The organism is Streptosporangium sp. NPDC020145 (assembly GCF_040631275.1).
GTDB lineage: Bacteria > Actinomycetota > Actinomycetes > Streptosporangiales > Streptosporangiaceae > Streptosporangium.
In genome coordinates this window covers 12,557-32,642 of the sequence record NZ_JBEXZT010000031.1, presented here as the reverse complement: position 1 = coordinate 32,642, position 20,086 = coordinate 12,557, and the positions used below count along the sequence as shown (strand labels likewise).

At 68.2% G+C, this 20,086-nt stretch carries 26 protein-coding genes; 24 read left to right on the top strand and 2 right to left on the bottom strand.

Going from position 1 to position 20,086, the window contains the following annotated elements:
* The first annotated feature begins 310 nt into the window (after positions 1-310).
* The 3 genes from ABZ463_RS35575 to ABZ463_RS35565 all read left to right on the top strand — a co-directional run bounded on the left by ABZ463_RS35575 (position 311) and on the right by ABZ463_RS35565 (position 3,725).
* Positions 311-1,786 (top strand): pentapeptide repeat-containing protein, encoded by a 1,476-nt coding sequence (locus tag ABZ463_RS35575; protein WP_362783282.1) that lies wholly within the window; start codon positions 311-313, stop codon positions 1,784-1,786.
* A 436-nt stretch (positions 1,787-2,222) separates the two neighbouring features.
* Entirely contained in the window at positions 2,223-3,347 is a 1,125-nt protein-coding gene (locus tag ABZ463_RS35570; protein ID WP_362783279.1) for an RICIN domain-containing protein, read from the top strand.
* 153 nt (positions 3,348-3,500) lie between these two features.
* On the top strand, positions 3,501-3,725 hold the full coding sequence (locus ABZ463_RS35565; RefSeq protein WP_362783276.1) for a hypothetical protein: 225 nt from the start codon (positions 3,501-3,503) through the stop codon (positions 3,723-3,725).
* A gap of 23 nt (positions 3,726-3,748) precedes the next feature.
* Here the strand turns inward: ABZ463_RS35565 and ABZ463_RS35560 are convergent, their stop codons facing one another.
* A complete protein-coding gene (locus tag ABZ463_RS35560; RefSeq protein WP_362783273.1) occupies positions 3,749-3,910 on the bottom strand; it encodes a hypothetical protein in 162 nt (53 codons plus the stop codon).
* Between the two features lie 106 nt (positions 3,911-4,016).
* Positions 4,017-4,205 carry a hypothetical protein gene (locus tag ABZ463_RS35555; RefSeq protein WP_362783270.1) on the bottom strand — a complete coding sequence of 63 codons (189 nt, stop codon included), beginning with the start codon at positions 4,203-4,205 and terminating at the stop codon, positions 4,017-4,019.
* A 222-nt stretch (positions 4,206-4,427) separates the two neighbouring features.
* Here ABZ463_RS35555 and ABZ463_RS35550 point away from each other — a divergent pair, with 222 nt between their 5' ends.
* The 21 genes from ABZ463_RS35550 to ABZ463_RS35450 all read left to right on the top strand — a co-directional run bounded on the left by ABZ463_RS35550 (position 4,428) and on the right by ABZ463_RS35450 (position 20,083).
* Positions 4,428-4,703 carry an HNH endonuclease gene (locus ABZ463_RS35550; protein WP_362783268.1) on the top strand — a complete coding sequence of 92 codons (276 nt, stop codon included), beginning with the start codon at positions 4,428-4,430 and terminating at the stop codon, positions 4,701-4,703.
* Between the two features lie 117 nt (positions 4,704-4,820).
* Entirely contained in the window at positions 4,821-5,249 is a 429-nt protein-coding gene (locus ABZ463_RS35545) for a hypothetical protein (RefSeq protein ID WP_362783265.1), read from the top strand.
* Positions 5,250-5,340: 91 nt separating this feature from the next.
* The gene (locus tag ABZ463_RS35540) at positions 5,341-6,768 is read left to right on the top strand and encodes a hypothetical protein (RefSeq protein ID WP_362783262.1); all 1,428 of its coding nucleotides are present in this window, start codon (positions 5,341-5,343) and stop codon (positions 6,766-6,768) included.
* 12 nt (positions 6,769-6,780) lie between these two features.
* A complete protein-coding gene (locus ABZ463_RS35535) occupies positions 6,781-6,960 on the top strand; it encodes a hypothetical protein (RefSeq protein ID WP_362783259.1) in 180 nt (59 codons plus the stop codon).
* A complete protein-coding gene (locus ABZ463_RS35530; RefSeq protein ID WP_362783256.1) occupies positions 6,957-8,117 on the top strand; it encodes a phage portal protein in 1,161 nt (386 codons plus the stop codon). The genes ABZ463_RS35535 and ABZ463_RS35530 overlap by 4 nt, the downstream gene beginning before the upstream one ends.
* On the top strand, positions 8,114-8,809 hold the full coding sequence (locus ABZ463_RS35525; RefSeq protein WP_362783253.1) for an HK97 family phage prohead protease: 696 nt from the start codon (positions 8,114-8,116) through the stop codon (positions 8,807-8,809). Before ABZ463_RS35530 ends, ABZ463_RS35525 begins: the two co-directional genes overlap by 4 nt.
* Positions 8,810-8,943: 134 nt before the next feature.
* Complete coding sequence (locus ABZ463_RS35520) at positions 8,944-10,341, top strand: hypothetical protein (protein WP_362783250.1); 1,398 nt, start codon at positions 8,944-8,946, stop codon at positions 10,339-10,341.
* Between the two features lie 74 nt (positions 10,342-10,415).
* Entirely contained in the window at positions 10,416-10,655 is a 240-nt protein-coding gene (locus tag ABZ463_RS35515) for a hypothetical protein (RefSeq protein WP_362783247.1), read from the top strand.
* Between the two features lie 9 nt (positions 10,656-10,664).
* Positions 10,665-11,078 carry a hypothetical protein gene (locus ABZ463_RS35510; RefSeq protein ID WP_362783244.1) on the top strand — a complete coding sequence of 138 codons (414 nt, stop codon included), beginning with the start codon at positions 10,665-10,667 and terminating at the stop codon, positions 11,076-11,078.
* Positions 11,079-11,107: 29 nt separating this feature from the next.
* The gene (locus ABZ463_RS35505) at positions 11,108-11,908 is read left to right on the top strand and encodes a hypothetical protein (protein WP_362783241.1); all 801 of its coding nucleotides are present in this window, start codon (positions 11,108-11,110) and stop codon (positions 11,906-11,908) included.
* Positions 11,905-12,696 (top strand): hypothetical protein, encoded by a 792-nt coding sequence (locus ABZ463_RS35500; RefSeq protein ID WP_362783238.1) that lies wholly within the window; start codon positions 11,905-11,907, stop codon positions 12,694-12,696. The genes ABZ463_RS35505 and ABZ463_RS35500 overlap by 4 nt, the downstream gene beginning before the upstream one ends.
* A gap of 6 nt (positions 12,697-12,702) precedes the next feature.
* Positions 12,703-13,011 (top strand): hypothetical protein, encoded by a 309-nt coding sequence (locus ABZ463_RS35495; RefSeq protein ID WP_362783235.1) that lies wholly within the window; start codon positions 12,703-12,705, stop codon positions 13,009-13,011.
* A gap of 3 nt (positions 13,012-13,014) precedes the next feature.
* A complete protein-coding gene (locus ABZ463_RS35490) occupies positions 13,015-13,464 on the top strand; it encodes a hypothetical protein (protein WP_362783232.1) in 450 nt (149 codons plus the stop codon).
* Entirely contained in the window at positions 13,464-13,898 is a 435-nt protein-coding gene (locus tag ABZ463_RS35485; RefSeq protein WP_362783229.1) for an HK97 gp10 family phage protein, read from the top strand. The genes ABZ463_RS35490 and ABZ463_RS35485 overlap by 1 nt, the downstream gene beginning before the upstream one ends.
* Positions 13,899-13,911: 13 nt before the next feature.
* On the top strand, positions 13,912-14,409 hold the full coding sequence (locus tag ABZ463_RS35480) for a hypothetical protein (protein ID WP_362783226.1): 498 nt from the start codon (positions 13,912-13,914) through the stop codon (positions 14,407-14,409).
* 12 nt (positions 14,410-14,421) lie between these two features.
* A complete protein-coding gene (locus ABZ463_RS35475; RefSeq protein ID WP_362783223.1) occupies positions 14,422-14,718 on the top strand; it encodes a hypothetical protein in 297 nt (98 codons plus the stop codon).
* A complete protein-coding gene (locus ABZ463_RS35470; protein WP_362783220.1) occupies positions 14,718-15,200 on the top strand; it encodes a hypothetical protein in 483 nt (160 codons plus the stop codon). The genes ABZ463_RS35475 and ABZ463_RS35470 overlap by 1 nt, the downstream gene beginning before the upstream one ends.
* An 81-nt stretch (positions 15,201-15,281) precedes the next feature.
* Positions 15,282-15,680: a hypothetical protein gene (locus ABZ463_RS35465; protein WP_362783217.1), complete on the top strand. Its 399-nt coding sequence runs from the start codon at positions 15,282-15,284 to the stop codon at positions 15,678-15,680.
* A 68-nt stretch (positions 15,681-15,748) separates the two neighbouring features.
* Entirely contained in the window at positions 15,749-15,952 is a 204-nt protein-coding gene (locus tag ABZ463_RS35460; RefSeq protein ID WP_362783213.1) for a hypothetical protein, read from the top strand.
* Complete coding sequence (locus ABZ463_RS35455; RefSeq protein ID WP_362783210.1) at positions 15,936-18,812, top strand: C40 family peptidase; 2,877 nt, start codon at positions 15,936-15,938, stop codon at positions 18,810-18,812. Before ABZ463_RS35460 ends, ABZ463_RS35455 begins: the two co-directional genes overlap by 17 nt.
* On the top strand, positions 18,809-20,083 hold the full coding sequence (locus ABZ463_RS35450; RefSeq protein ID WP_362783207.1) for a hypothetical protein: 1,275 nt from the start codon (positions 18,809-18,811) through the stop codon (positions 20,081-20,083). The genes ABZ463_RS35455 and ABZ463_RS35450 overlap by 4 nt, the downstream gene beginning before the upstream one ends.
* Positions 20,084-20,086 lie beyond the last annotated feature (3 nt).

Here is a 20,086-nt window from a genome sequence, read left to right as displayed (position 1 = left end):
CGGCACTGGCTGGTCATACAAGGAATCGATTTCGGCGCGAGGTCTTCGCCGTTGGAAAGCGGTACTGCTGGCGACGGAATGTAACGATCTCAAGAAGAGCAGGCGTGCGGTGGTGAGGGTCGGCTGGGATGGCGGCATGCGCTTGTCCGCACGATTACGCCGTGTCTCCGCACCTTCCCCTGAGCCCGTTGATCCTGATCTACCTTTGCGCATCCCGGGACCTGTGGTGCCGCCGCCGTTACGTACGCCGCGGGCGGCGGCGTGGTGGATTATCCCGGCCGCTCTACTGGTCGGTGGTGCGGCCTCTGGGATGGCGTGGTGGCTGCTGGGAAGTCTGCCGTCATTACCGACCACGGCAGAGGAAGTCACCGCCCGTCAGGGGGCAATTCAGATCGCCCTCGCGTTGGCCGCCGGGATCGGTGCGGCGATCACGCTGATGCTCGCCTTCCGCCGCCAGCGCCACCAGGAGCACGCCGCGCACGTGACGGCTTACCTTGCCGAACGCAACGCCCAACTGACTGAGCAGATCGCCGAGCGTAATGCCCGCTTGGCCGAGCAGGTCGCCGAACATAACCGCCAGGACGCCACCGAACGCCGGGTCACCGAGCTTTACACCAAGGCTGTCGAGCAGCTCGGACACACCACGGCCGCTGTCAGGTTGGGCGGGCTGTACGCCCTGGAGCGTCTGGCTCAGGACAATCCTGCCCATCGGCAGACCATCGTCAACGTGATCTGCGCTTACTTGCGAATGCCGTACTCCCCACCGGCCCTGCCCAAGCCGATCGACCTCACCCGAGAACGAGCCGAGGCCCTGCGCGCAGCCCACCGCCGTCATCACGCTTCCCGAAATGCCGCCCGAGGTAGGAAGCCCGCAGCCGCCTTGACTGCTTTCACTGAGGACGTGACCCCCTCCAAGGAGGCCGAGGAAGAACGACAGGTTCGTCTCACCGCCCAGCGCATCCTGACCGAGCATTTGCGTAACGATCAGACGGCAGAACGGCTGATGGCAACACTGGCCGGGTCCCGGTTTTGGGAGGGGATGCGTATCGACTTGACTGGTGCCACCCTTATCGACCTCGACTTCACTGGTTGCTGGCTTACAGATGCTCGGTTCGACGGGGCGACTTTCAAAGGTGATACCCGGTTCGACGGAGCAATCTTCACAGGACACGCTCAGTTCATCGAGGCGGTCTTTAAAGGAGATGCCGAGTTTAACGGAGCAACCTTTGAGGGATACGTCTGGTTCGGTGGGGTGGTTTTTAGGGGAAATGCCATGTTTGCTGAGGCATCGTTTAAGAACGAAGCCGGGTTTGTCGAGGCTGCCTTCGAGGGAAACGCTGTGTTTAGCCGGGCAAACTTTGGATTTGACGCTTGGTTTGATGGAGTGGCGTTCGATAATGGCGCTCAGTTTGGCGGAGTGGTTTTCAAGGAAGGGGGTCGATTTAATGGAGCAATCTTCAGGGGAGATGCGCGGTTCAAAGAAGTAATATTTGCGAGCCATGCCAATTTTAACAAAGCCCTTTTTGAAAGAGATGCCCACTTCGATAAGGCGGCTTTTGAAGGGGGTGCCTGGTTTCGTGAGGTAGCTTTTGAAGGAGATGAAAGGTTTGATAGTGCTCGGATAATAAAGCCCGACCCTGAGCACAGCTGGGAACATATCTGGCCAGTTGGGTGGGAGATTGTTCGACAGCAGGATGGCTCCGCATTGCTCCAGCGAGCTGGTACCGAGCCGACACCTCCGATCCTTATAGGGAAGGAGGATGGGCAGGCTGATTCTCATGCGTGATGGAGTGCAGTTCGCCTCAAGGGCCAGTTGCTGGACCATGGCCGAAATCGCCGAGTGCCTCGGCGTAGAGCTGCACAGCGTCCAGATCTACCGCCTTCGTGGCGAGAAGGGCGAGGCCGGCGGCCTGCCCAAGGAGGACAGGATGTCCGGTAGGTCCCCGGCCTGGCGCCCGGCGACCATCACCGGCTGGAAGAGGCCGGACTCCTCGACCGGCCGTGGCCGACCACCGCGTCGGTCTACAACGGATGGGGGATGGCCGCCCTGTGAGCTGGGGCGACATCAAGGAACGGGATGATCAGAAGTTCGCGGTCGCGGCCTGGGGGTGTGTAGGGCGGGTGGGGTTTGCTGGGAGGGCGGGCGCGCCCATGGACGATCACACAGTGTTCCTGATTGGATTCGTATTGTAGTGATCATTGAGCGAGGGGATGCTTCACCCATGTCCATCATCAAGGCCGGTCAGTCCTACCTGATCGGGAACGGGTACAGCCCCTACTACCTCAACGTCACCGGCGCCCGCACGGAGAGCAGGGTATCCCTGGACCAGGAGGCCATAAAGATCCACGGCGCGGAGTGTGACGCGCAGACCTGGCACGTCTTCCCTCTGGACAACGAGTTCCACCTGTTCGCGAACAAGAACAGCGGCCTCGTCATGAAGATCTACGACGACAGCACCGCGCCGGGGGAGGGGGTGTATCAGTTCGAACTGGACTCGCCCGATCGAGCCCCGAGTCAGACCTGGCTCGTTGAGCACGTCTCCGATAACACCTACCGGGTGCGCAATCAGAACAGTCAACTCTTCCTGAGCATCAGGAATTCCTCCGTGATAAAAGGGGCGAACGCCGAACAGTCCTCAGATGACGACCCAGCCAGCGCTAGGTCGCGGCAGTGGGAGTTCAACGTCAGGGACAAGTTCGAGCGCGTGCTGAACCTGCCCACCTTCGAAGGGGTGACTATCGGTGACATCCACCGGCTGACCAGCTTTGAGCACCCGGACAGGGGCACCACCGATCCCGTCGAGGTCGCCAACTTCGCCTACCCGTTCCCCGTCATCACCGACCAGGCCTACGACCGGCGGAGCCAGGCACAGCGGAACCCATACTACATCCTGCGCAGGTACGGCTACTGGAACCGCGTCTTCCAGTACGAGCACGGAGGCGCCTCGGAGCTCACGGAGAAGCAGACGACCCACGTCGGACTTACGAGCCTCAACTCCACACAGGTGGAGGAAACCACCAGTACATCGGTGAGTGCCGAAGCGTCGTTCGGGTTCAAGGGGTTCGCCTCCTCCATCAGCAAGACTTTCGCCAAGCAGATGAAGGTGACCGTCACCAACCAGGAGATCACGGAGACCTGGGCAGAGCGGGAGATCAGCCGCACCTACGCCCAGGGCATCAGAGTCTCCGAGGCGGTCTGGTATCGCGCGGATGATTACGTCCTGGAACGCCTCGACGGGACCATGCTCATCGAGTGGACCGTTAGCGACGAAACCAAGTCCATCTCCGACGCCTGGCCACCGCAGGCCGCGAAGGAACTTGAGCAGTACCGATCACGCCTGACCTGAACGACCAACGACCACGGGCTGAGTCGGCGTGAGGGGGTCCCTCGCGGTCTCAGCCCGGCAGGCCGGGCTTGGTCACTCCGGTTCCGGCGCCGACGCCCCGCTTCCTGGCGGCACTCCGTGACCTCAACCCGCACCGTCCCGCATGATGGGGGCATGGACGCCTGGACTGTGGAGGACGCCGTCGCCCTGCTCCATCCGCCGCTCACCGCAGCGGAGGTGCGGGAGATGATCGACCTCCTCCACCTCCAGCCGTACGGCTCCCGCCGCACCGGCCGCCGTGGACGACCGGCCCCCACGTACGACCCGACCGTCCTGCAACACGCCCATGCCCTGGTCATGCGGGGTCGAGTTGACCTTGCCCGAATTCGGGCCGCATAATTCGAGGCAAGTTCCCCATGTCCTCAGACGGAATGCGGACGCTTCGCCAGCCTCTCGGCCAGCTCCACCGCCACCTCGATCGCCTCAGCTTTGGCCTTCCCTCTCAGCTTCCGGGGGATCGTGAAGAACAGGCGGGAACCGTCCCGCAGCGTGACTTGGATGGCCTGTCTCTCATCGGTGAACATGCGCGGTCACCTACCTAAACATGTGCTGAACTCGCATTAGAACACGAATGCCAGATTTAGCCCAGACCTATTTGCCGCCTTACGGTCTGACCCTCAGAGGTGCGGGTCAGAGCAGGCCCAAGCTTCCGATGATGAGCAGAGACACTGTCACCGCTCCAGCGAAGGCCACGCCGCCCTTGGTGATCGCGGTAGGGGGAGAGTCCCCTACGCTCCGCGCGAGGATGCCCGCCACCAGGGCGACGATGATCCCGATGAGGATGGCTACGAAGACAAGCAGGGCCTTGAGGGGGGTCATGCTCACTCGACTCTCTATCCAAGTCGAGGTCGAGCCAGCACGCGGTAAGCAATCCGACGATGGCTCGACCTCACGCCAATAGCGGTTGGTCTTGCAATGGTCAGAGCCGTGGCTGCGACTGGCCCTCATGCGAGTTGGAGGGCCTCGCGGTAAGTCATCCTCCCATTTGGCTTCATGTCCCGAGGGAAAACACAGATATTCCTCAGCGCGGTGGTGATCTGGGTGGCCAGAAGCAAAGGGCGAACGGGTCGCCCCTACCGCCGCCTCCGTGATCAGGTCCGTGCCATCTCCCGCGTCTGCTGGATCTGCGGGCACGAGATCGACGTCGGACTTCCCCCTCGCCACCCCCTGAGCTGGACCCTCGACCACCTCGTGCCGCTCTCACGCGGCGGTGATCCGCTCGACCCGAGCAACGCGAGGGCCGCCCACTACCGATGCAACAGCTCCCGCGGCAACCGGATCCGCGCACGTCAGCCCATCACCTCGCGACGCTGGTAAGCCTCTGAACTGCGAAAACGTTGCCGTCTAGTTTTTTGATCAAGGCCAGTGGGCGACCCGCGCCCCAGTCTCCCTTTTTCTCCCCCCGGCCCTGGGGGTGCCCGGTCGGAGGTGACCATGCCCCCTCGCCGTCGTCGGCTCGCCGCGGCCCCCGAACAGCCTGCGCGAGAGCGTGCGCCGGACCTGCGCGACGCCGTACGCGCGGCCGTCGAGGCGATGGACTGGCTCACCGACTCCGACCAGGCGATGAAGACGCTGGCGCTGCGGCAGGCAGAGGAGATCGAGAAGGCCATCGACCGGGCCGAGGAGCTGGCCGAGTTGCGCCGGGACCTGGCCGGGGACGAGGGCGCGCTGCGAAGGCTGCGGGCGCTGGAGTCGATGTGCGAGGTCACGAAAACGGTGGGCTGGTTGGGGCCGCAGCTCCAGGGTGTACTGCGTGACCTCGGCGGGACTCCGGCGGCCCGCAAGGCGATGAAGACGGACAAGCCGATCGGAGGCAGGCTTGCTCAGCTCCGCGCCGATGCTGCTGGGGAGCACGGCTCCTAGGATCTGGACGCCTCCGCTGGTGACCGGCCCGCCGGGGCCATGCGGGTGCGGGTGCGCCCTGACGCCGGCGACCTCGCGCGGATTCTCGGCGGTGAACTTCGGCCAGGACGTCATCGGAGTACGGCCGATCCCGTGGCAACGCTGGCTGCTGATCCACGCGCTGGAACTGCGTCCCGACGGCCGGTTCCGGTTCCGTACGGTGCTTGTCCTGGTCGCGCGGCAGAACGGCAAGACCACGATTGTCGAGGTCAAGAACCTGTGGAAGATGTTCGTTCTCTCGGTGCCGCTCGTGGTCGGCACCGCGCAGGACCTGGACACCGCCGAGGAGTCGTGGGACAAGGCCGTTGAGATCGTCGAGGGGACGCCGGAGCTGGCGGCCGAGCTGCTGGCCGTTGACCGGACGAACGGCAAGAAGTCGCTGCGGCTCGCGAACGGCTCCCGGTGGAAGATCAAGGCGGCGTCGCGTCGCGGTGGTCGTGGGCTGTCGGGCGATGACGTGAACTTGGACGAGTTGCGCGAGCATCAGACCTGGGACGCCTGGGGCGCGGTCACCAAGACCACGATGGCCCGGCCGAACCCGCAGGTGTGGGCTTACTCCAACGCGGGTGACGACAAGAGCATCGTCCTGAACGAGCTGCTGACCACCGGCCGCCTGGTCGCCGCGGACCCGGCCCTCGATCCGACGATGGGCCTGTTTGAGTGGTCAGCCCCGGACGAGGTGAAATGCACCTGCGGTCGGCCGGGCAACAAGCACACCGCGACGTGTCGGCTTCGGGATCGTGCCGCGTGGGCGCAGGCCAACCCGAGCCTCGGCTACACGATCAGCGAGGAGGCCATCGCGTCCGCGCTGGCTACGGACCCGGAGGCGATCTTCCGGACCGAGGTGCTGTGCCAGCGGGTCGAGTCGTTGATCCCCGAGTGGGCCGTGATTCCCCAGGACCCTTGGACCTCGATTGCCGACCCGGCCTCAAGGCTGGTCGATCCGGTGGCCTTCGCCCTGGACGCGACCCCGGACCGGAGCATGGGCGCGATCGGTGTGGTTGGGCGGCGGGCTGACGGCCTGGACCATGCCGAGGTCGTGGACCATCGGCCCGGCACAGGGTGGATGGTGGCCCGCATGCTGGAGCTGGTGGAGCGCTGGCGGCCGTGCGCCGTGGTGGTGGACGGCGCCGGTCCGGCAGGTTCGCTCATCGCGCCGCTGGAGGCCGCCGGGGTCGAGGTGGTCAAGCCCTCGGCGCGCGAGTACGCGCAGGCGTGCGTATCTCTCTATGACGCGGTAGTGCCGCCCGCGAACGCCACGGAGGACTGGAGATCAACGTTGCGCCACCTTGACCAGGCGCCGCTGAACGCGGCGCTGGCCGGAGCGACGAAACGCGACTTGGCGGATCTGTGGGCCTGGGCTCGCCGTGGCGCCAGCGTGGACATCTCGCCGCTGGTCGGCATCACGCTCGCCCGGTGGGGGCATGCGACCCGGGCGCACCTGGTGGCGGACTACGACGTGCTGGATTCGGTCTACTGATAGGGGGTCGGGGTGCGCGAGCTGGTGACGACCCTGCTGGACGTGCTGGGCCTGCTGCTGGTCGCGGCCGGTGCCGGGGCGGCCCTGCTGCCGTGGATCGGGTGGGGAGCGCTGACCGCCTCGGGAGCCGTGGTGCTGGCCGGCTCGTGGTGGGCGGCCCGCCAGGCTCGACCGGCGCGGGGTGAGCGGTGAGCCTGTTCTCCAAGCGCGCCTCGGCGGACGAGTCGCAGATTCCGCCTCGGCCCGAGGCGAGACGCGGTACGGCGGTCGTCACCAACGACACGGCGCTGAGGCACTCGGCGGTGTGGGCGTGCCTGCGACTGCGCGCCAACCTCATCAGCACGATGCCGGTGGATGTGTACCGGCGGAGGAACGGCGTCCAGCTCGAAGTCCCCAAGCCTCCGATGCTGGTGAACCCGGGCGGGGAGCGGGTCGGGATGCTGGAGTGGCTGTACTCCACCCAGGTTGACCTGGACCGGGGCGGCAACTGCTTCGGATTGATCACCGCGAAGACCGCGCTGGGGCTGCCCGCGCGAATCGACCTGGTGCCACTGGCCGAAGTGAGCGTGATCATCCGCAAAGGAGAGCTGACCAAGTACCGCATCGCGGGCGTCGAGTACGACCCCTCCGAGGTGTGGCACGAACGTCAGTACACCGTCGCCGGACTACACGTCGGCCTGTCGCCGGTCGCCTACGCCGCCTGGTCCATCGGCGAGTACCTCAGCATTCAGGACTTCGCCCTCGACTGGTTCGCCGGTGGTGCGATTCCGGCCGCGCACCTGAAGAACACAGCAAAGACGTTGACCGCCCCACAGGCCGATGAGACCAAGAGGCGTTTCAAGGCGTCGGTGGCCAACGGGGACGTCTTCGTGACCGGCTCGGACTGGGAGTACAACATGCTCCAGGCCGAGCAGGCGGGCAGCGACTGGATCGAGGGCAAGCAATACGGCATCGCCGACATCGCCCGCTTCTTCGACTGCCCCGGCGACCTGATCGACGCTGCGGTGTCCACCGGCAACATCACCTACGCGAGCATCACCCAGCGCAACCTGGAGTTCCTCGTGCTGCACCTCGGCCCGGCCGTGGTGCGCCGAGAGACCGCGCTCACCCAGCTCACCCCCCGACCGCAGTTCGTGAAGCTGAACGCCGCCTCCCTGCTGCGGATGGACCCGGCGGCACGGGCCACCACCTTCAAGACGCAGATCGAGGCCCGCATGCTCACCCCGAACGAGGCGCGCGAACTGGAGGATCGGCCTCCGCTCACGCCCGAGCAGATCGCCGAGTTCGAGCGGCTCTTCGGGTCCCCGCGTACTTCACCGACCACTGCGACATCGGGAGCGACACCATGACCGGGTTGACCGGGTTGACTCGCGAGGCCGCCGCGGCGGCACGCGCCCAGCAGGTCCGTCAGCGCGCCGACCGGCCATCTCAGCGCCGCAGCGCGGAACAGCCCGGGGCACGGGCCACCGCTCGTGTCCCTGCCACCATCGAACTGCGCGAGGCGCCGGAGACGGGGCTGCTGGAGTTCGTCGGCCACGCCTCGGCGTATGAGAGCGGCTACACCATGTGGGACTGGTACGGCCCGTACACCGAGATCGTCTCGGTCGGTGCGGGTGCGGAGTCTCTGGCTCGCGCAGACCTGGACGTGCCCCTGGTGCTCGGCCACGACCAGCTTCGGCGTCTGGCCCGCACCACCACCGGCAGCCTGATCCTGGCCGAGGACGAGACCGGGCTGTCGGTGCACGCGCCCAGCCTCGACCCGGCCGACTACGACGTGGCCTACATCGCGCCCAAGCTCCGCGCTGGGCTGATCGACGAGATGAGCTTCGCGTTCCGCATCGAGGCCGGCCAATGGTCGCCGGACTACATGGAGTACCGCATCACCCGGTACGACATCCACCGTGGGGACGTCGCGATCGTCGGCTACGGGGCGAACCCCGCGACCGACGCCGGTCTGAGGGCCGAAGCCGGTGTGAAGGCCGCCGAGCCCGCGGGCCAGGCCCGCGCTCGCGCTCTCCTGGAGCTCGCGCTCCACCGTTGAACGTCCGCCCGGCACCGCCGGGCGGTTTGCCCTGCGCTTCGCGCGCACGAGCCCATCCGGCGCCACCGCCTCGGATGGCCGTCTGTCCTGAACGACAGGGCGTCACGATCCGACCGAGAACGGAGGGATCGAGCATGACGCTCGCCCAACTGATCGAGCAGGCCCGAGCCCGTGTGGCCGAGGCCATCACCGCTCGCCAGCAGGCCCAGGACGCCCTCATGGCGCTGCGCTCTGACCCCAACCTGACCGAGGAGCTGGTGAACGAGCGGGCCGCCGCCCGCGACGCCGCCGACGCCGAGGTCACCCGCCGCCAGGAGGAGCTGGCCGAGCTGGAGGCCGAGCAGGTCCGCGAGGAGGAGATCGCCGCCTTGCAGGCCCGCATCACCCCGACCGAGACCCGCCTTCCGGCTTACGACCGGGTCGCCCGAGTCGGCACCGAAGAGCGCACCTACCGGCCCGACGCCGACCCCAATGGGCAGGTGTTCCTGAAGGACGTGGCCAGGGCGTTCGTGATGCGCGACTTCATGGCCACCGACCGGCTCATGAGGCACCTGCGCGAGGAGCAGGTCGAGCGCGGTGAGTACCTCAACCGTGCGACGACCACCGGCAACTTCGACGGCCTGACCGTCCCGCAGTACCTGACCGACATGTTCGCCAAGCACGCCAAGGCGGGCAGGCCCTTCGCCAACGCGATCCGGCCGCACGTCCTGCCGCCGGAGGGCATGAACGTCTACCTGGGGCGTGGCACCACCGGCACCGACACGGGCGTGCAGGCCAACCAGGGTGACGCGGCCACCGAGCAGAACTACGACGACACCTTGCTGACCATCCCGGTGCAGACCAACGCCGGGCAGCAGACCATGTCGCGGCAGGCGGTCGAGCGCACCTCGGGCGCGCTGGACATCACCCTTGAGGACCTGTTCCGTTCCTACGGGACGAAGCTCGACTCCACCTTGATCAACCAGGCCACCAACGGCCTGAGCGCCGTGGCCACCGCCGTCACCTACACCGACGCCTCACCGACGGTGGAGGAGTTCTGGCCGAAGATCCAGGAGGGTCTGGCCGGAGTGGAGACGGCGCTGCTGGACCAGGTGATGCCGGACAGCTTCGTCTCGCTCATGCACCCGCGCCGGTGGCGGTGGATGAACCAGGCCCTCACCACCAAGTGGCCGCTGATCCAGCAGCCCGGAATGGACGCCCGCTCCGGCGGCCTCAACTACGGCGAGGCCTACGGCAACGGCTTCCGCGGCCTGCTACCCGATGGCACACCGGTCATCGTGGACGCCAACGTGCCCACTGGCCTCGGTGTCGGCACCAACGAGGATGAGGTCTACATCCTCAGCCGGGACGAGTGCCACCTGTGGGAGGACCCCGACGCCCCGTTCTTCATCCGGGCCGAGGAGACCAAGGCCGCCAACGTGCAGATCCTGTTCGTGGTCTTCGGCTACTTCGCCTACACCCACGCTCGGTACACCCAGGTCCGGAAGATCGCAGGGACGGGTCTGATCACCCCGACCTTCACCGGCTCCTGATGCGGCCCTCCAGGTCCCCAGCCACCCGGGGGCCTGGAGGTGCTCACCGTCGGCCCTTCACTGTGAGGAGCACCATGACCGTGGAGAACCCTGCCAACGAGAACATGATCGCTGGGCTGTTGCGAGAGCGTGCCGTCTACGTCGCCGCTGGCCATGCCGATCGGGTAGTCCAGGTGGACGAGCAACTCGCCTACTACGGCCACACCGAAGCCGTCGAGGTGCCCAAGGGGCGTACGGCGGGAGGAAAGCAGACCGCCGACGCCTCCAACGCTGACGCGCCGTCACCCCAGCGGGCCGCGCGCCGCCGGGCGTAGGAGGTCGCGATGCCGCTTCGCCTGTCCGGCACCGCCCGCAACGCCGCTGCCAGCGCCATCGCGGTCCTGGCCGACGCCGGATCAGGGCCGGGAGTCGTGGAGATCCGCACCGGAGCGCAGCCTGCGAGCCCGGCCGACGCCGCCACGGGGACGCTGCTGGCCACGGTGCCGCTGGCAGATCCCGCGTTCGACGCGGTGGCCAACGGTACGGCCGCGCTCTCTGGGACGCCGCTGACGGCGACCGCCACAGGGTCCGGTACGGCCGGATGGTGCCGCATCAAGGACTCGGCCGGATCCGCCGTGATGGACGGCAGCGTGAGCGCGACCGGCGGCGGCGGAGACCTGGAGCTGGCCACCACCAGCATCGCCACCGGCCTGACCGTGGAGATCACGGCCGGGTCGATGACGATGCCCGCGAGCTGATGCGCAGCAACCTGTGCGTGAACCCAGCGGTGAGCGTTGACGCCAGCGGATGGGGTGGCGGGACCCTGACCCGGGTCAGCGTCACCGGGTTCGAGCGCTCTACGGCTGCTCAGTACACCGCGGGGTCGTTCGCATCCACGGCGGCTACCGACACGGGCGCCATCGTGGAAGGGCTTCCCTTCACCGTGGCCGTCGCCGTCCGGAGCAACGTCTTCCCCGTGCACAGCGGCACGATCTATATCGAGTGGCTCACCTCTGGTGGTTCGGGCTTCGGATACCCGAGCGCACCCTTCACCCTGACCGCCGGAGTCGTGTCCCGCGTCAGCGTCACCGCGACCGCCCCCTCCGGCGCGGTCGCGTGCAGGGGCATCCTCGACGGCATCAACTTCTCAGTCACCCCGGCCGACATCACGGAGACGTTGATCGAACAGACGTCGAGCCTGCTCGACTACTTCGACGGGGATTCGGCCTCCGCCGTCTGGGACGGCGTGCCAGGTCTGTCCTCCTCGACGCTCGCCGACGTCGTCTCCGGTACGGCCCACCTGACGCTTCCCGCGCTCACTGCGGACCTGGTGGGTACGGCCAAGGACCCCGGCCGCCTCGCCATGACCCTGCCGCACCTGACCGTGGTCGCGACGGGGCGGGCGACTCTACCGGGAGCGCTGGTCGCTCGGCTTCCCGCGCTCACCGCTGACCTGTCCGGGCGGGTCCTGCCCCCGTCCGGAGTGATCGGCCGCCCGCCCGCCCGGCTGGCCTCTGACTCCCGCCCGGTCGCCGACCTGGCGGGCGGCTCGGAGCCGCTGGCCACTCTCCAAGGAGGTGAGGCGTGACCTACACCTTCGGCGCAGCCGCCCGGCTGACCACGACCGTCCGCTCCAGCGGCCAGCTCGTGACGCCCGCCTCGATCAGCCTCACGATCCGGCGGCCGGACGGCACCACCGACGGCCCGCTGACGCCGGTCTTGGACGGCGTCGGCCTCTACCACTACGACTACGCCTCCTCCCAGGCCGGACGGCACATCGCCCGCTGGACCACCACCGACCCGCCCGGCGCGACCGAAGAGCCGTTCGACGTCGCCCCGATGTGGGACGCCGGAATCGTCTCTCTGGCCAAGGCGAAGAACCATCTGAACATCACCTCGACGGCCGATGACGCCGAGCTGGTCGAGGTGATCCGCGCGGTGACGCCGGTCGTCGAGCGGCACGCCGGGGCGGTGGTGCGCAGGACCTACACCGAGGAGCATCCAGGTGGGTACGCCCTCGCGCTCCGGCACTGGCCGGTGCTGGCCGTCACCTCGATGACGGGAGCGCAGCCGGGCGTGCCGGATCAGGCGGTGGGCGAGCTGGCGGCCGACATGACCGGCGGTGTGGTCCGCCGGGCCGACGGCCGATGGATCGCCGGGCCGGTCCAGGTCATCTACGCCGCAGGCCGGACCGAGGTGGCGGCGAACGTCCGTCTCGCTGCGCTGATCATCATTGGCCATCTGTGGGAGACCCAGCGCGGAACCGTGGCCCCGCGGCTCGGCGCCGAGGACGAGGTGTGGGACCCGCGGGCCGGGTTCGCCGTCCCTCGCCGGGCGCTGGAACTGCTGGGCGACCAGGTCTCAGGAATCGCGTGAGGTGACATGAAGCTGTCGATCACCGGGATGCCGTATCGGACGGACTACCGGCTGGAGCTGGACGGGCACAACGTGGCCCATGGCCTCCGGCGGGCGGTGCTCGATCTGGACCCGAGCAGGGTGCCCACGTTGGAGCTGGAGATCCGTGTTCACGAGATCGAGCGTCTCGACGTCGAGGAGGTCCAGGTGCTCCTGCCGGAGGCGACCCGGGACCTACTGACCCGGATCGGCTGGACGCCGCCCGGAGGTCAGGTTGAACCTGACCCCGCGACAGGTCAGGTTCAACCTGACCTCGGACCGGCGGCGGGAGCGTAGGCCATGCCGCAGACTATGAGCACCGTCCCGGCTGTTCTGGAGGCTCTGGTGGCCGCCGCCCACCGGGTGCTGCCGGACGTGCAGGTAGTGGACGGCCAGCCCCTCGCGGCCAGCCCGGACATCTTGTGCATCGGCTTCACGGGGGAGCCCGGCGAACCTGCGGTCGAGTCCACCCGGACCCGCGAGCAGGTGACGCTGGACCCTGACCGGGAGTCCTACGAGATCACCTGCCTGGCCGCCGTCCTGCGCGGTGAGACCGACACCGCCACTGTGCGTGCCCTGGTCTACGAGATGGTCAACGTCCTGGCCGACGAGCTGGCCACCGACCCGACCCTCGGCGGAGTGTGCGGGCGCACACAGCTCACCACCGAGGACCTGGCCCAGGAGCAGACCACCAAGGGCGCCCAGGCCGTCGTCCGGTTCGTGATCGCCGTGGACGCCTGGACGTACTGATGGCCAAGCAGCAGAGCGGCACTGACGATCTGCGGCGGCTGGTGCGCGACCTGGGGAAGCTGCCCGCCGAGGTGCGTAAGGAACTGCGGCCCGTGCTGCGCAAGGCCGGGACGCGGGCGCGCACCCGGGCGAAGGCGAACGCCTCCTGGTCGCGGCGCATCCCTGGCGCGATCCGACTGAGCGTCTCCTTCACGAAGCGGCGGCCCGGCGTCGCGCTGAGGGTCGATGGGCGGCGAGCCCCGAACGCTCGGCCGCTGGAGAACCTCGGCAAGCAGGGCACCTTCCGCCACCCGCTGTTCGGCGACCGCGAACGGTGGGTGAGCCAGCGCGCGAGGCCCTTCCTGTTCTCGGCCGCGCAGGCGGAATGGCGGCCGATCAACGCCGAAATCGCGGCGGCCGTGTCCACGGCCGCCCGTAAGCACGGCTTCCGATGAGAGGACGCACACGATGACCCTTGACGCGCGGCTGCTGGTCCAGCTCGCCGCCAACCTGACCAGCTCGCTGGACCTGACCACGGTCAGCGCTCCGCTGAACTGGGCTCGGCAGCTCAACCTGGCCGACGGCGCCGGGGCGGGACAGGCGAACAGGTTGTGGTCCGACACTAGGACGGTCGCGGGCAGCGCGACCGACAGCCTCGACCTCGCGGGCAGCTTGACCGACCCGTTCGGCCAGGCGCTCACCTTCGCCCGGATCAAGGGCCTGATCGTCGCCGCCCGCACGACGAACACCACCGACGTGCGCATCACCCGTCCGGCCAGCAACGCCGTGCCACTGCTGTCGGCGGCGGGATACATCCCGGTCACGCCCGGCGGGCTCTTCGTCTGGTTCGACCCGTCGGCCGCAGGCGTGGTGGTGACGGCAGGAACGGGCGACCTGCTCGACGCGGTCAACTCCGGCGGCACGGCGGCCACCTACGACGTGGTCATCATCGGCGCGGCGTCGTAAGGAGGACGGCAGATGGCAGAGCTGGAGAAGGTCCGTATCCGGCATCCGCGGATCGACGATGGTCAGCGAGTGATCGAGGTCCGGGTTTCGGCGCTGAGCCACTATCAGCGCTCCGGATGGGAGCAGGTCACCGAGGGCGCTGACGGGGTGCCCGTCAAGGACGCGGCCTCGGCCCCGACCGATCCGCCGCCCGACGGCGGACCCACGACCGAGCAGGACACCGAAGCCCCGGCAGAGCCCGGGGCTTCGTCATCGGAAGGCACCGAACAGCCGCCGCGGCGTCGGCGCGCACCCAGGGGGGATGAGTAATGGCCGCCACGCCCATTGCGAAGGTCACGAGGTACTGGCCGAAGGGCACTCTCAAGTGGTACTGGGTGCCGACCATCGCGGACATCACCGCCCCTACGCGGGCGGAGCTGGACGCAGGCGTTGACCTGTCGCGCGAGGTCGCCGCCTACGAGGGGTGGACCACCAGCTCCAACTTCGAGAACGCGCCGGACGTGAACTCGCGGTTCGTCTCCAAGGTGGCGGGCGACATCGAGGCTGAGGACTCCAGCCTCACCATGTATGCCGACCCTTCGGGTGATGACGCGCGCACCCTGATGTCACGCGGCACGGAGGGCAACGTCGTGCGCTTCGGCGGTGGGGACGTGCCTGGCCGGAAGATGGACGTTTTCCCGGTCGAGGTCGGGGCGGTGTCCAAGCCCTTCGAGATGGACGCGGTTCCCGTCTGCCAGTTCCAGTTCGCCATCACGGCTGAGCCCGCTGAGGACGTCACCGTTCCCGCCTGAGTGCGCGGGCTGCTGCGGCTCATCTGGGCCAACCTGCGGCATCTGGGCCGATTCCTTGAAGACCTACGAGAGCGAGAGATCATGGCACTTCTGGGCCGCGAGCAGATCCTCCAGGCCGACGACCTGCCCGTGGAGGACGTCCCCGTTCCCGAGTGGAGGGGAGAGGTCCGGCTGCGTGGCCTGACCGGCGCGGAGCTGGACGAGTACCAGGCGTCCCTGGTCGTGCAGACCAGGGACGGCACGCAGAAGGCGAACCTGCGCAACGCCACCGCCAAGCTCGTTTCCCGGTGCGCGATCGACGAGGACGGCGCTCCGCTGTTCGAGCCGAAGGACCTGCTCAAGCTCAGCAGCAAGAGCGCCGTCGCCCTCCAGCGCCTGTTCGCCGTCGCTCAGAAGCTGAACGGCCTGACCGATGACGACATGCGGGAGCTGGTCGAGGATTTCAGCGACGACCCGAGCGGGTCTTTGCCTTCCGACTAGCGCTCGCCCTCGGCTGCACCGCCGCCGAGCTGCTCGCGCGCATCTCGGCGCGGGAGCTACGCCAGTGGATGGCCTTCGAGCGGGTCACCGGCCCGATCGACCCGCGTGAGCGCCTGGACGGCGCCGCGGCGTTGATCGCCGAGCGCATCACCAACAGCCTCACCGAGACCAAGGGCAAAGCCCCCGAGGTCGCCGACTTCATGCCGCGCTGGGACGCCCCCGCACCGATCGAGTGGGAGCCGGAAGGAGACGACGATGGCGACGTTCCGTAATCTCCTTGTCCGGCTCGGGATCGACTTCAGCGAGAAGGGGTTGAAGAAGGCCGAGCGGGCGATCGGCCGCTTCGAGAAGCGGCTCGTCGGGGTGAGCGGGGTCGCGGCCAAGGGCGCCGGTCTGGCGTCCCTGGCCGGTGGGGTGACCGCCCTGGGCGCCGCGCTGGCTCCGGCGTCGGCCGCCCTGGTGGCCATGCCCGCGGTGCTGGGCACCATCAAGATCGCTACTGGCGTGGTCAAGGTCGGCGTGTACGGCATGGGTGACGCCATGTCGGCCGTGGCCGAAGGAGACGCCAAGGCCCTGAACGAGGCCCTGGAGAAGCTTTCCCCGAATGCCCGCGCCGTGGTCCGCGAGACCAGCAAGATCAAATTCCAGTCGGTTCGGACAGCCGTCCAGGACAAGCTGTTCGACGGCCTGGCCAAGCAGATCGGCCCGGTCTCACGCAACCTCCTGCCGAGCGTCAGCCGAGGCATGAAAGACGTGGCCGGTGGCTTCAACGCGGGCGCCCGGGAAGCGACGACCTTCGCCCAGACACCCATGGCCAAGGGCCTGGTCAACAAGGTCTTCAGTACGACCGCGCGTGTCATGGGGAACGTGTCCACGGCCGTGCAGCCCGCGCTGCGCGGCGTCACGACCCTGACGGTCAAGAGCCTGCCCCTGGCTGAGCGTATGGCCGGGTGGGCGATCAACGGGGTCAAGGCCGCAGGTGCTTTCCTGTCGTCGGAGCGGGGCGCGGCCAAGCTGGCGGACTGGGCGCAACGCGCGGGCGACACCCTTGCCCAGCTCGGCCGCATCGCCGCCAACCTCGGCAGGTTCCTCGGCGGCGTGTTTCGGTCCACCCAAGGAGTCGGTGACGGCGTCCTCGTCACGATCGAGCAGATCACCGCTCGCATGGCGACCTTCTCCCAGTCGGCGGGCGGTCAGGCCCGGATGGCGGAGGGTTTCCGGCTGCTGCTGGACATCCTGCGCGCCGTGGCCGGTGTCCTGCCGATCTTCCTCGGGCCGCTGGGCGCCACCCTGAAGATCGTGACGGCGCTGCCGGAGCCGGTGCGCGGCGTGGCCGTCCAACTCCTGGCCTTCTCCGTCGTCGCCGTCGTACTGGGCGGCAAACTGTCGTTCCTGTTCCGGGTGGTCACGAGCGTCGGCGGCGCGATGATCAGCGCGGGCGGTGCGGCGATCCAGTTCGGCGCCGGTCTGCTCAAGGGCGGGGCAGCCCTGGGCGAGAACGCCTCGGCCGCAGCCCGTGCCGGGGCCGCCGTCCGCTCCTTCGGCATGTTCCTCTGGCAGGGCATCACGGCCACGGCGCAGATGGTGGCCCACCTGTCGCAGATGGTCGGCCAGTACATCCTGACCGGCCTCCAGGCTGCGGGAGCCGCCATCAAGACGGCGGCCTTCACCGTGGCGCAGAAGGCGGCGGCGGTCGGCTCCAAGGCACTGGCCGCCGCGACGTGGCTGGTCAACGCCGCCATGAGAGCCAACCCCATCGGCATCGTCATCACCCTGCTGATCGCGATCGGCGCGGCCCTCGTCCTGGCCTATAAGAAGAGCGCCACCTTCCGCGCGATCGTGGATGGCGCGCTGCGCGGCGTCGCGGCGGCCGGAAAGTGGATGTGGAACAACGTGCTGAAGCCGGTGTTCGACTTCCTCGTCAAGACGATCACCCAGACCGTGCCGAACGCCTTCAAGTCCGGAGTCGCGGCCATCGGCCGGTTCTGGGACAAGGTGCAGGACGTCGCCAAGAAGCCCGTCTCCTTCGTCGTCAACACCATCTACAACGGCGGGATCAGGCGCGTCTGGAACTGGGTGGCCGACAAGGTCGGGCTCGGCCAACTCCCGGAGATCAAAGGCTTCGCACGAGGAGGCATCCTGCCCGGCTACTCCCGCCGCGACGACCAGCTCATCATGGCCCGCTCCGGCGAGGGAATCCTCGTCCCTGAGGCCGTCCGCTCCCTTGGCGAGGGCTTCGTCCATCGCGCCAACCGGCTCAAGGGCCGCGCCGCGCAGCTCCTCGGCATCGCCGGAGACCCCGGCGCCCTCGGTATCCCTGGCTTCGAACAGGGCGGCATCGTTGGCTGGGTCAGCGGTTTCATCAAGAAGGGCAAGGACTTCTTCCTCCAGGGCCTGCAGAAGGCCGCCCGCGTCGCCCTGAACCCGATGATCGACCTGGCGGATCGGACGGTCGGCCAGACCGGGTTCGGCAAGCTCGCCGTCGGCGTCGTCCGGAACACGGTCGAGGGCGTCCTGCGGAAGTTCCTGCCATTGGAGAACGAGGTCGGCGGGCCAGGTCGTCGCGCCGTGCAGCTCGCCCGCACGCAGCTCGGCGTGCCGTACGTGTGGGGCGGCACCGCCTGGGGCAGCGGACTGGACTGCTCGGGCCTGACCCAGGGCGCGTGGCAGCGAGCGGTGGGCCACGGTGGGATGCCGCGCACCACCTACACGCAGCGGCCGTGGCTGACCAGGATCTCCTCGCCAGTGCCCGGCGCGATCGGCCAGCCGCACCCGGGCCACACCTACCTGTACGCCGGGAACGGCCGGATCATCGAGGCGCCCTACACCGGCGCGCGGGTCCGCGAGGTGCCGATGCGGCCCACGCCGTTCTGGGGGATGCCGCCCAAGAGCTGGGTCGGCTACGACTCCGGCGGCGTGCTGCCGCCCGGGGTGACTCCCGTCTACAACGGCACCCGGCGGCCCGAGTACGTGTTCACCCAGCGGCAGATGGCCAGCATGGGCGGCACCGTCGTGATCGAGAAGCTGGAACTGCGCTTCGCCGACGACCGCAACATGTACGAGAAGGGCCGCGAGTTCGCCGAGGGCCTGCGCGAGTACAAGAAGCGCGGCGGGAAGCTGCCCACGCCATGACCCAGGCACCGGACATGCCGCGGATCATCGTCGAGGTGGCGTTCACCTTGGGCGCGAACCTGGGGACCGCGTTTCACCTGGACGACGCGAGCCGGGGACGGCTGGACACCGGCACCTTGGCCGCCGCCGACACCTGGGTGGAGGTCTCGGCCGGCATCCGGATTCCTTCCGTCACGACCCGGCGCGGCTCCACCCGCGTGGAGTCCCCGCTGGTCCGCTACGAAGCGGGCACCGCCACGGTGGTGCTGGACGACCCTGACCGGAGGTTCGACCCGACCAACACCAGCGGGCCGTACGTCTCCGGCGGCCGGAGTCAGGTCACCCCGATGCGGGCGGTCCGCGTCCGGGCCGTCTGGGACGGCGTGGCCTACCCGCTGTTCCGGGGCTTCGCCGACTCCTGGGATCTGGACTGGGGACCGACGACGGCCACGGTGTCCGTGCCGTGTACGGACGCCTTCAAGGCACTGGCCGCCAAACGGCGCGGCGAAGGCGTTCCCGTCGGAGCGGGGGAAACGGTCGAAGACCGCATCCACCGCATCCTCGACTCGGCGAGCTGGCCGGCCGAGGACCGGCTGATCGGCTCGGGCAGCACCACATTGCAGGCCACCACCCTGGAGGGGGACCCGCTGTCCGAGGCGCAGCTCGCCGCGGACACCGAGATCGGCGAGCTGTACGCCGACGCCGAGGGGCGGGTGCGCTTCCGGGGGCGCATGGCCCTACTGACCGACGCCCGTTCGGCGACCAGTCAGGCCACGTTCGGTTCCACGCCCGGCGTGATCGAGCTGCCCATCAGCACCGACGACGCCCAGCTCTACAACGAAGTGAAGATCACGCGGGTGGACGGCGTCGAACAGATCGCGACCGACCCCGGCAGCATGGACGAGTTCCTGCCGCACACCTTCGAGCGCTCAGACCTGCTCATGGCCACCGACGCCGAAGCGGCCGACTACGCCGCCTGGATTCTCTACATCTCGGCCGAGCCCGAAGCCCGCTTCGACAAGATCGTGATCTATCCGCGGCGCGACCCGGCCGCGTTGTGGCCGCAGGTCCTTGGCCGGGAGATCGGCGACCGCATCACCTGCGTGCGCGTCCCGCCGACCGGCGGACCCTCGGTGATCCGCGACAGCTTCATCCGCGGCATCGAGCACGAGGTGGACGGCCAGCGCTGGAAGACCACGTGGTATCTCCAGTCCGCAACCAAGATCAGCTCCTTCCTGACGCTCGACAACGCGACCACCGGCCGCCTGGACTTCAACGCCCTGGCCTACTGAGGG

Excerpts from the sequence above, each read along its gene's own strand:
- ABZ463_RS35460 (WP_362783213.1), top strand. The coding sequence starts at position 15,749 with ATGGCCTTCGAGCGGGTCACCGGCCCGATCGACCCGCGTGAGCGCCTG.
- ABZ463_RS35470 (WP_362783220.1), top strand. The coding sequence starts at position 14,718 with ATGGCCGCCACGCCCATTGCGAAGGTCACGAGGTACTGGCCGAAGGGC.
- ABZ463_RS35450 (WP_362783207.1), top strand. The coding sequence starts at position 18,809 with ATGACCCAGGCACCGGACATGCCGCGGATCATCGTCGAGGTGGCGTTC.
- ABZ463_RS35520 (WP_362783250.1), top strand. The coding sequence starts at position 8,944 with ATGACGCTCGCCCAACTGATCGAGCAGGCCCGAGCCCGTGTGGCCGAG.
- ABZ463_RS35485 (WP_362783229.1), top strand. The coding sequence starts at position 13,464 with ATGGCCAAGCAGCAGAGCGGCACTGACGATCTGCGGCGGCTGGTGCGC.
- ABZ463_RS35515 (WP_362783247.1), top strand. The coding sequence starts at position 10,416 with ATGACCGTGGAGAACCCTGCCAACGAGAACATGATCGCTGGGCTGTTG.
- ABZ463_RS35510 (WP_362783244.1), top strand. The coding sequence starts at position 10,665 with ATGCCGCTTCGCCTGTCCGGCACCGCCCGCAACGCCGCTGCCAGCGCC.
- ABZ463_RS35465 (WP_362783217.1), top strand. The coding sequence starts at position 15,282 with ATGGCACTTCTGGGCCGCGAGCAGATCCTCCAGGCCGACGACCTGCCC.
- ABZ463_RS35480 (WP_362783226.1), top strand. The coding sequence starts at position 13,912 with ATGACCCTTGACGCGCGGCTGCTGGTCCAGCTCGCCGCCAACCTGACC.
- ABZ463_RS35490 (WP_362783232.1), top strand. The coding sequence starts at position 13,015 with ATGCCGCAGACTATGAGCACCGTCCCGGCTGTTCTGGAGGCTCTGGTG.
- ABZ463_RS35545 (WP_362783265.1), top strand. The coding sequence starts at position 4,821 with ATGCCCCCTCGCCGTCGTCGGCTCGCCGCGGCCCCCGAACAGCCTGCG.
- ABZ463_RS35570 (WP_362783279.1), top strand. The coding sequence starts at position 2,223 with ATGTCCATCATCAAGGCCGGTCAGTCCTACCTGATCGGGAACGGGTAC.
- ABZ463_RS35560 (WP_362783273.1), bottom strand. The coding sequence starts at position 3,910 with ATGTTCACCGATGAGAGACAGGCCATCCAAGTCACGCTGCGGGACGGT.
- ABZ463_RS35455 (WP_362783210.1), top strand. The coding sequence starts at position 15,936 with ATGGCGACGTTCCGTAATCTCCTTGTCCGGCTCGGGATCGACTTCAGC.
- ABZ463_RS35555 (WP_362783270.1), bottom strand. The coding sequence starts at position 4,205 with ATGACCCCCCTCAAGGCCCTGCTTGTCTTCGTAGCCATCCTCATCGGG.
- ABZ463_RS35495 (WP_362783235.1), top strand. The coding sequence starts at position 12,703 with ATGAAGCTGTCGATCACCGGGATGCCGTATCGGACGGACTACCGGCTG.
- ABZ463_RS35565 (WP_362783276.1), top strand. The coding sequence starts at position 3,501 with ATGGACGCCTGGACTGTGGAGGACGCCGTCGCCCTGCTCCATCCGCCG.
- ABZ463_RS35525 (WP_362783253.1), top strand. The coding sequence starts at position 8,114 with ATGACCGGGTTGACCGGGTTGACTCGCGAGGCCGCCGCGGCGGCACGC.
- ABZ463_RS35575 (WP_362783282.1), top strand. The coding sequence starts at position 311 with ATGGCGTGGTGGCTGCTGGGAAGTCTGCCGTCATTACCGACCACGGCA.
- ABZ463_RS35475 (WP_362783223.1), top strand. The coding sequence starts at position 14,422 with ATGGCAGAGCTGGAGAAGGTCCGTATCCGGCATCCGCGGATCGACGAT.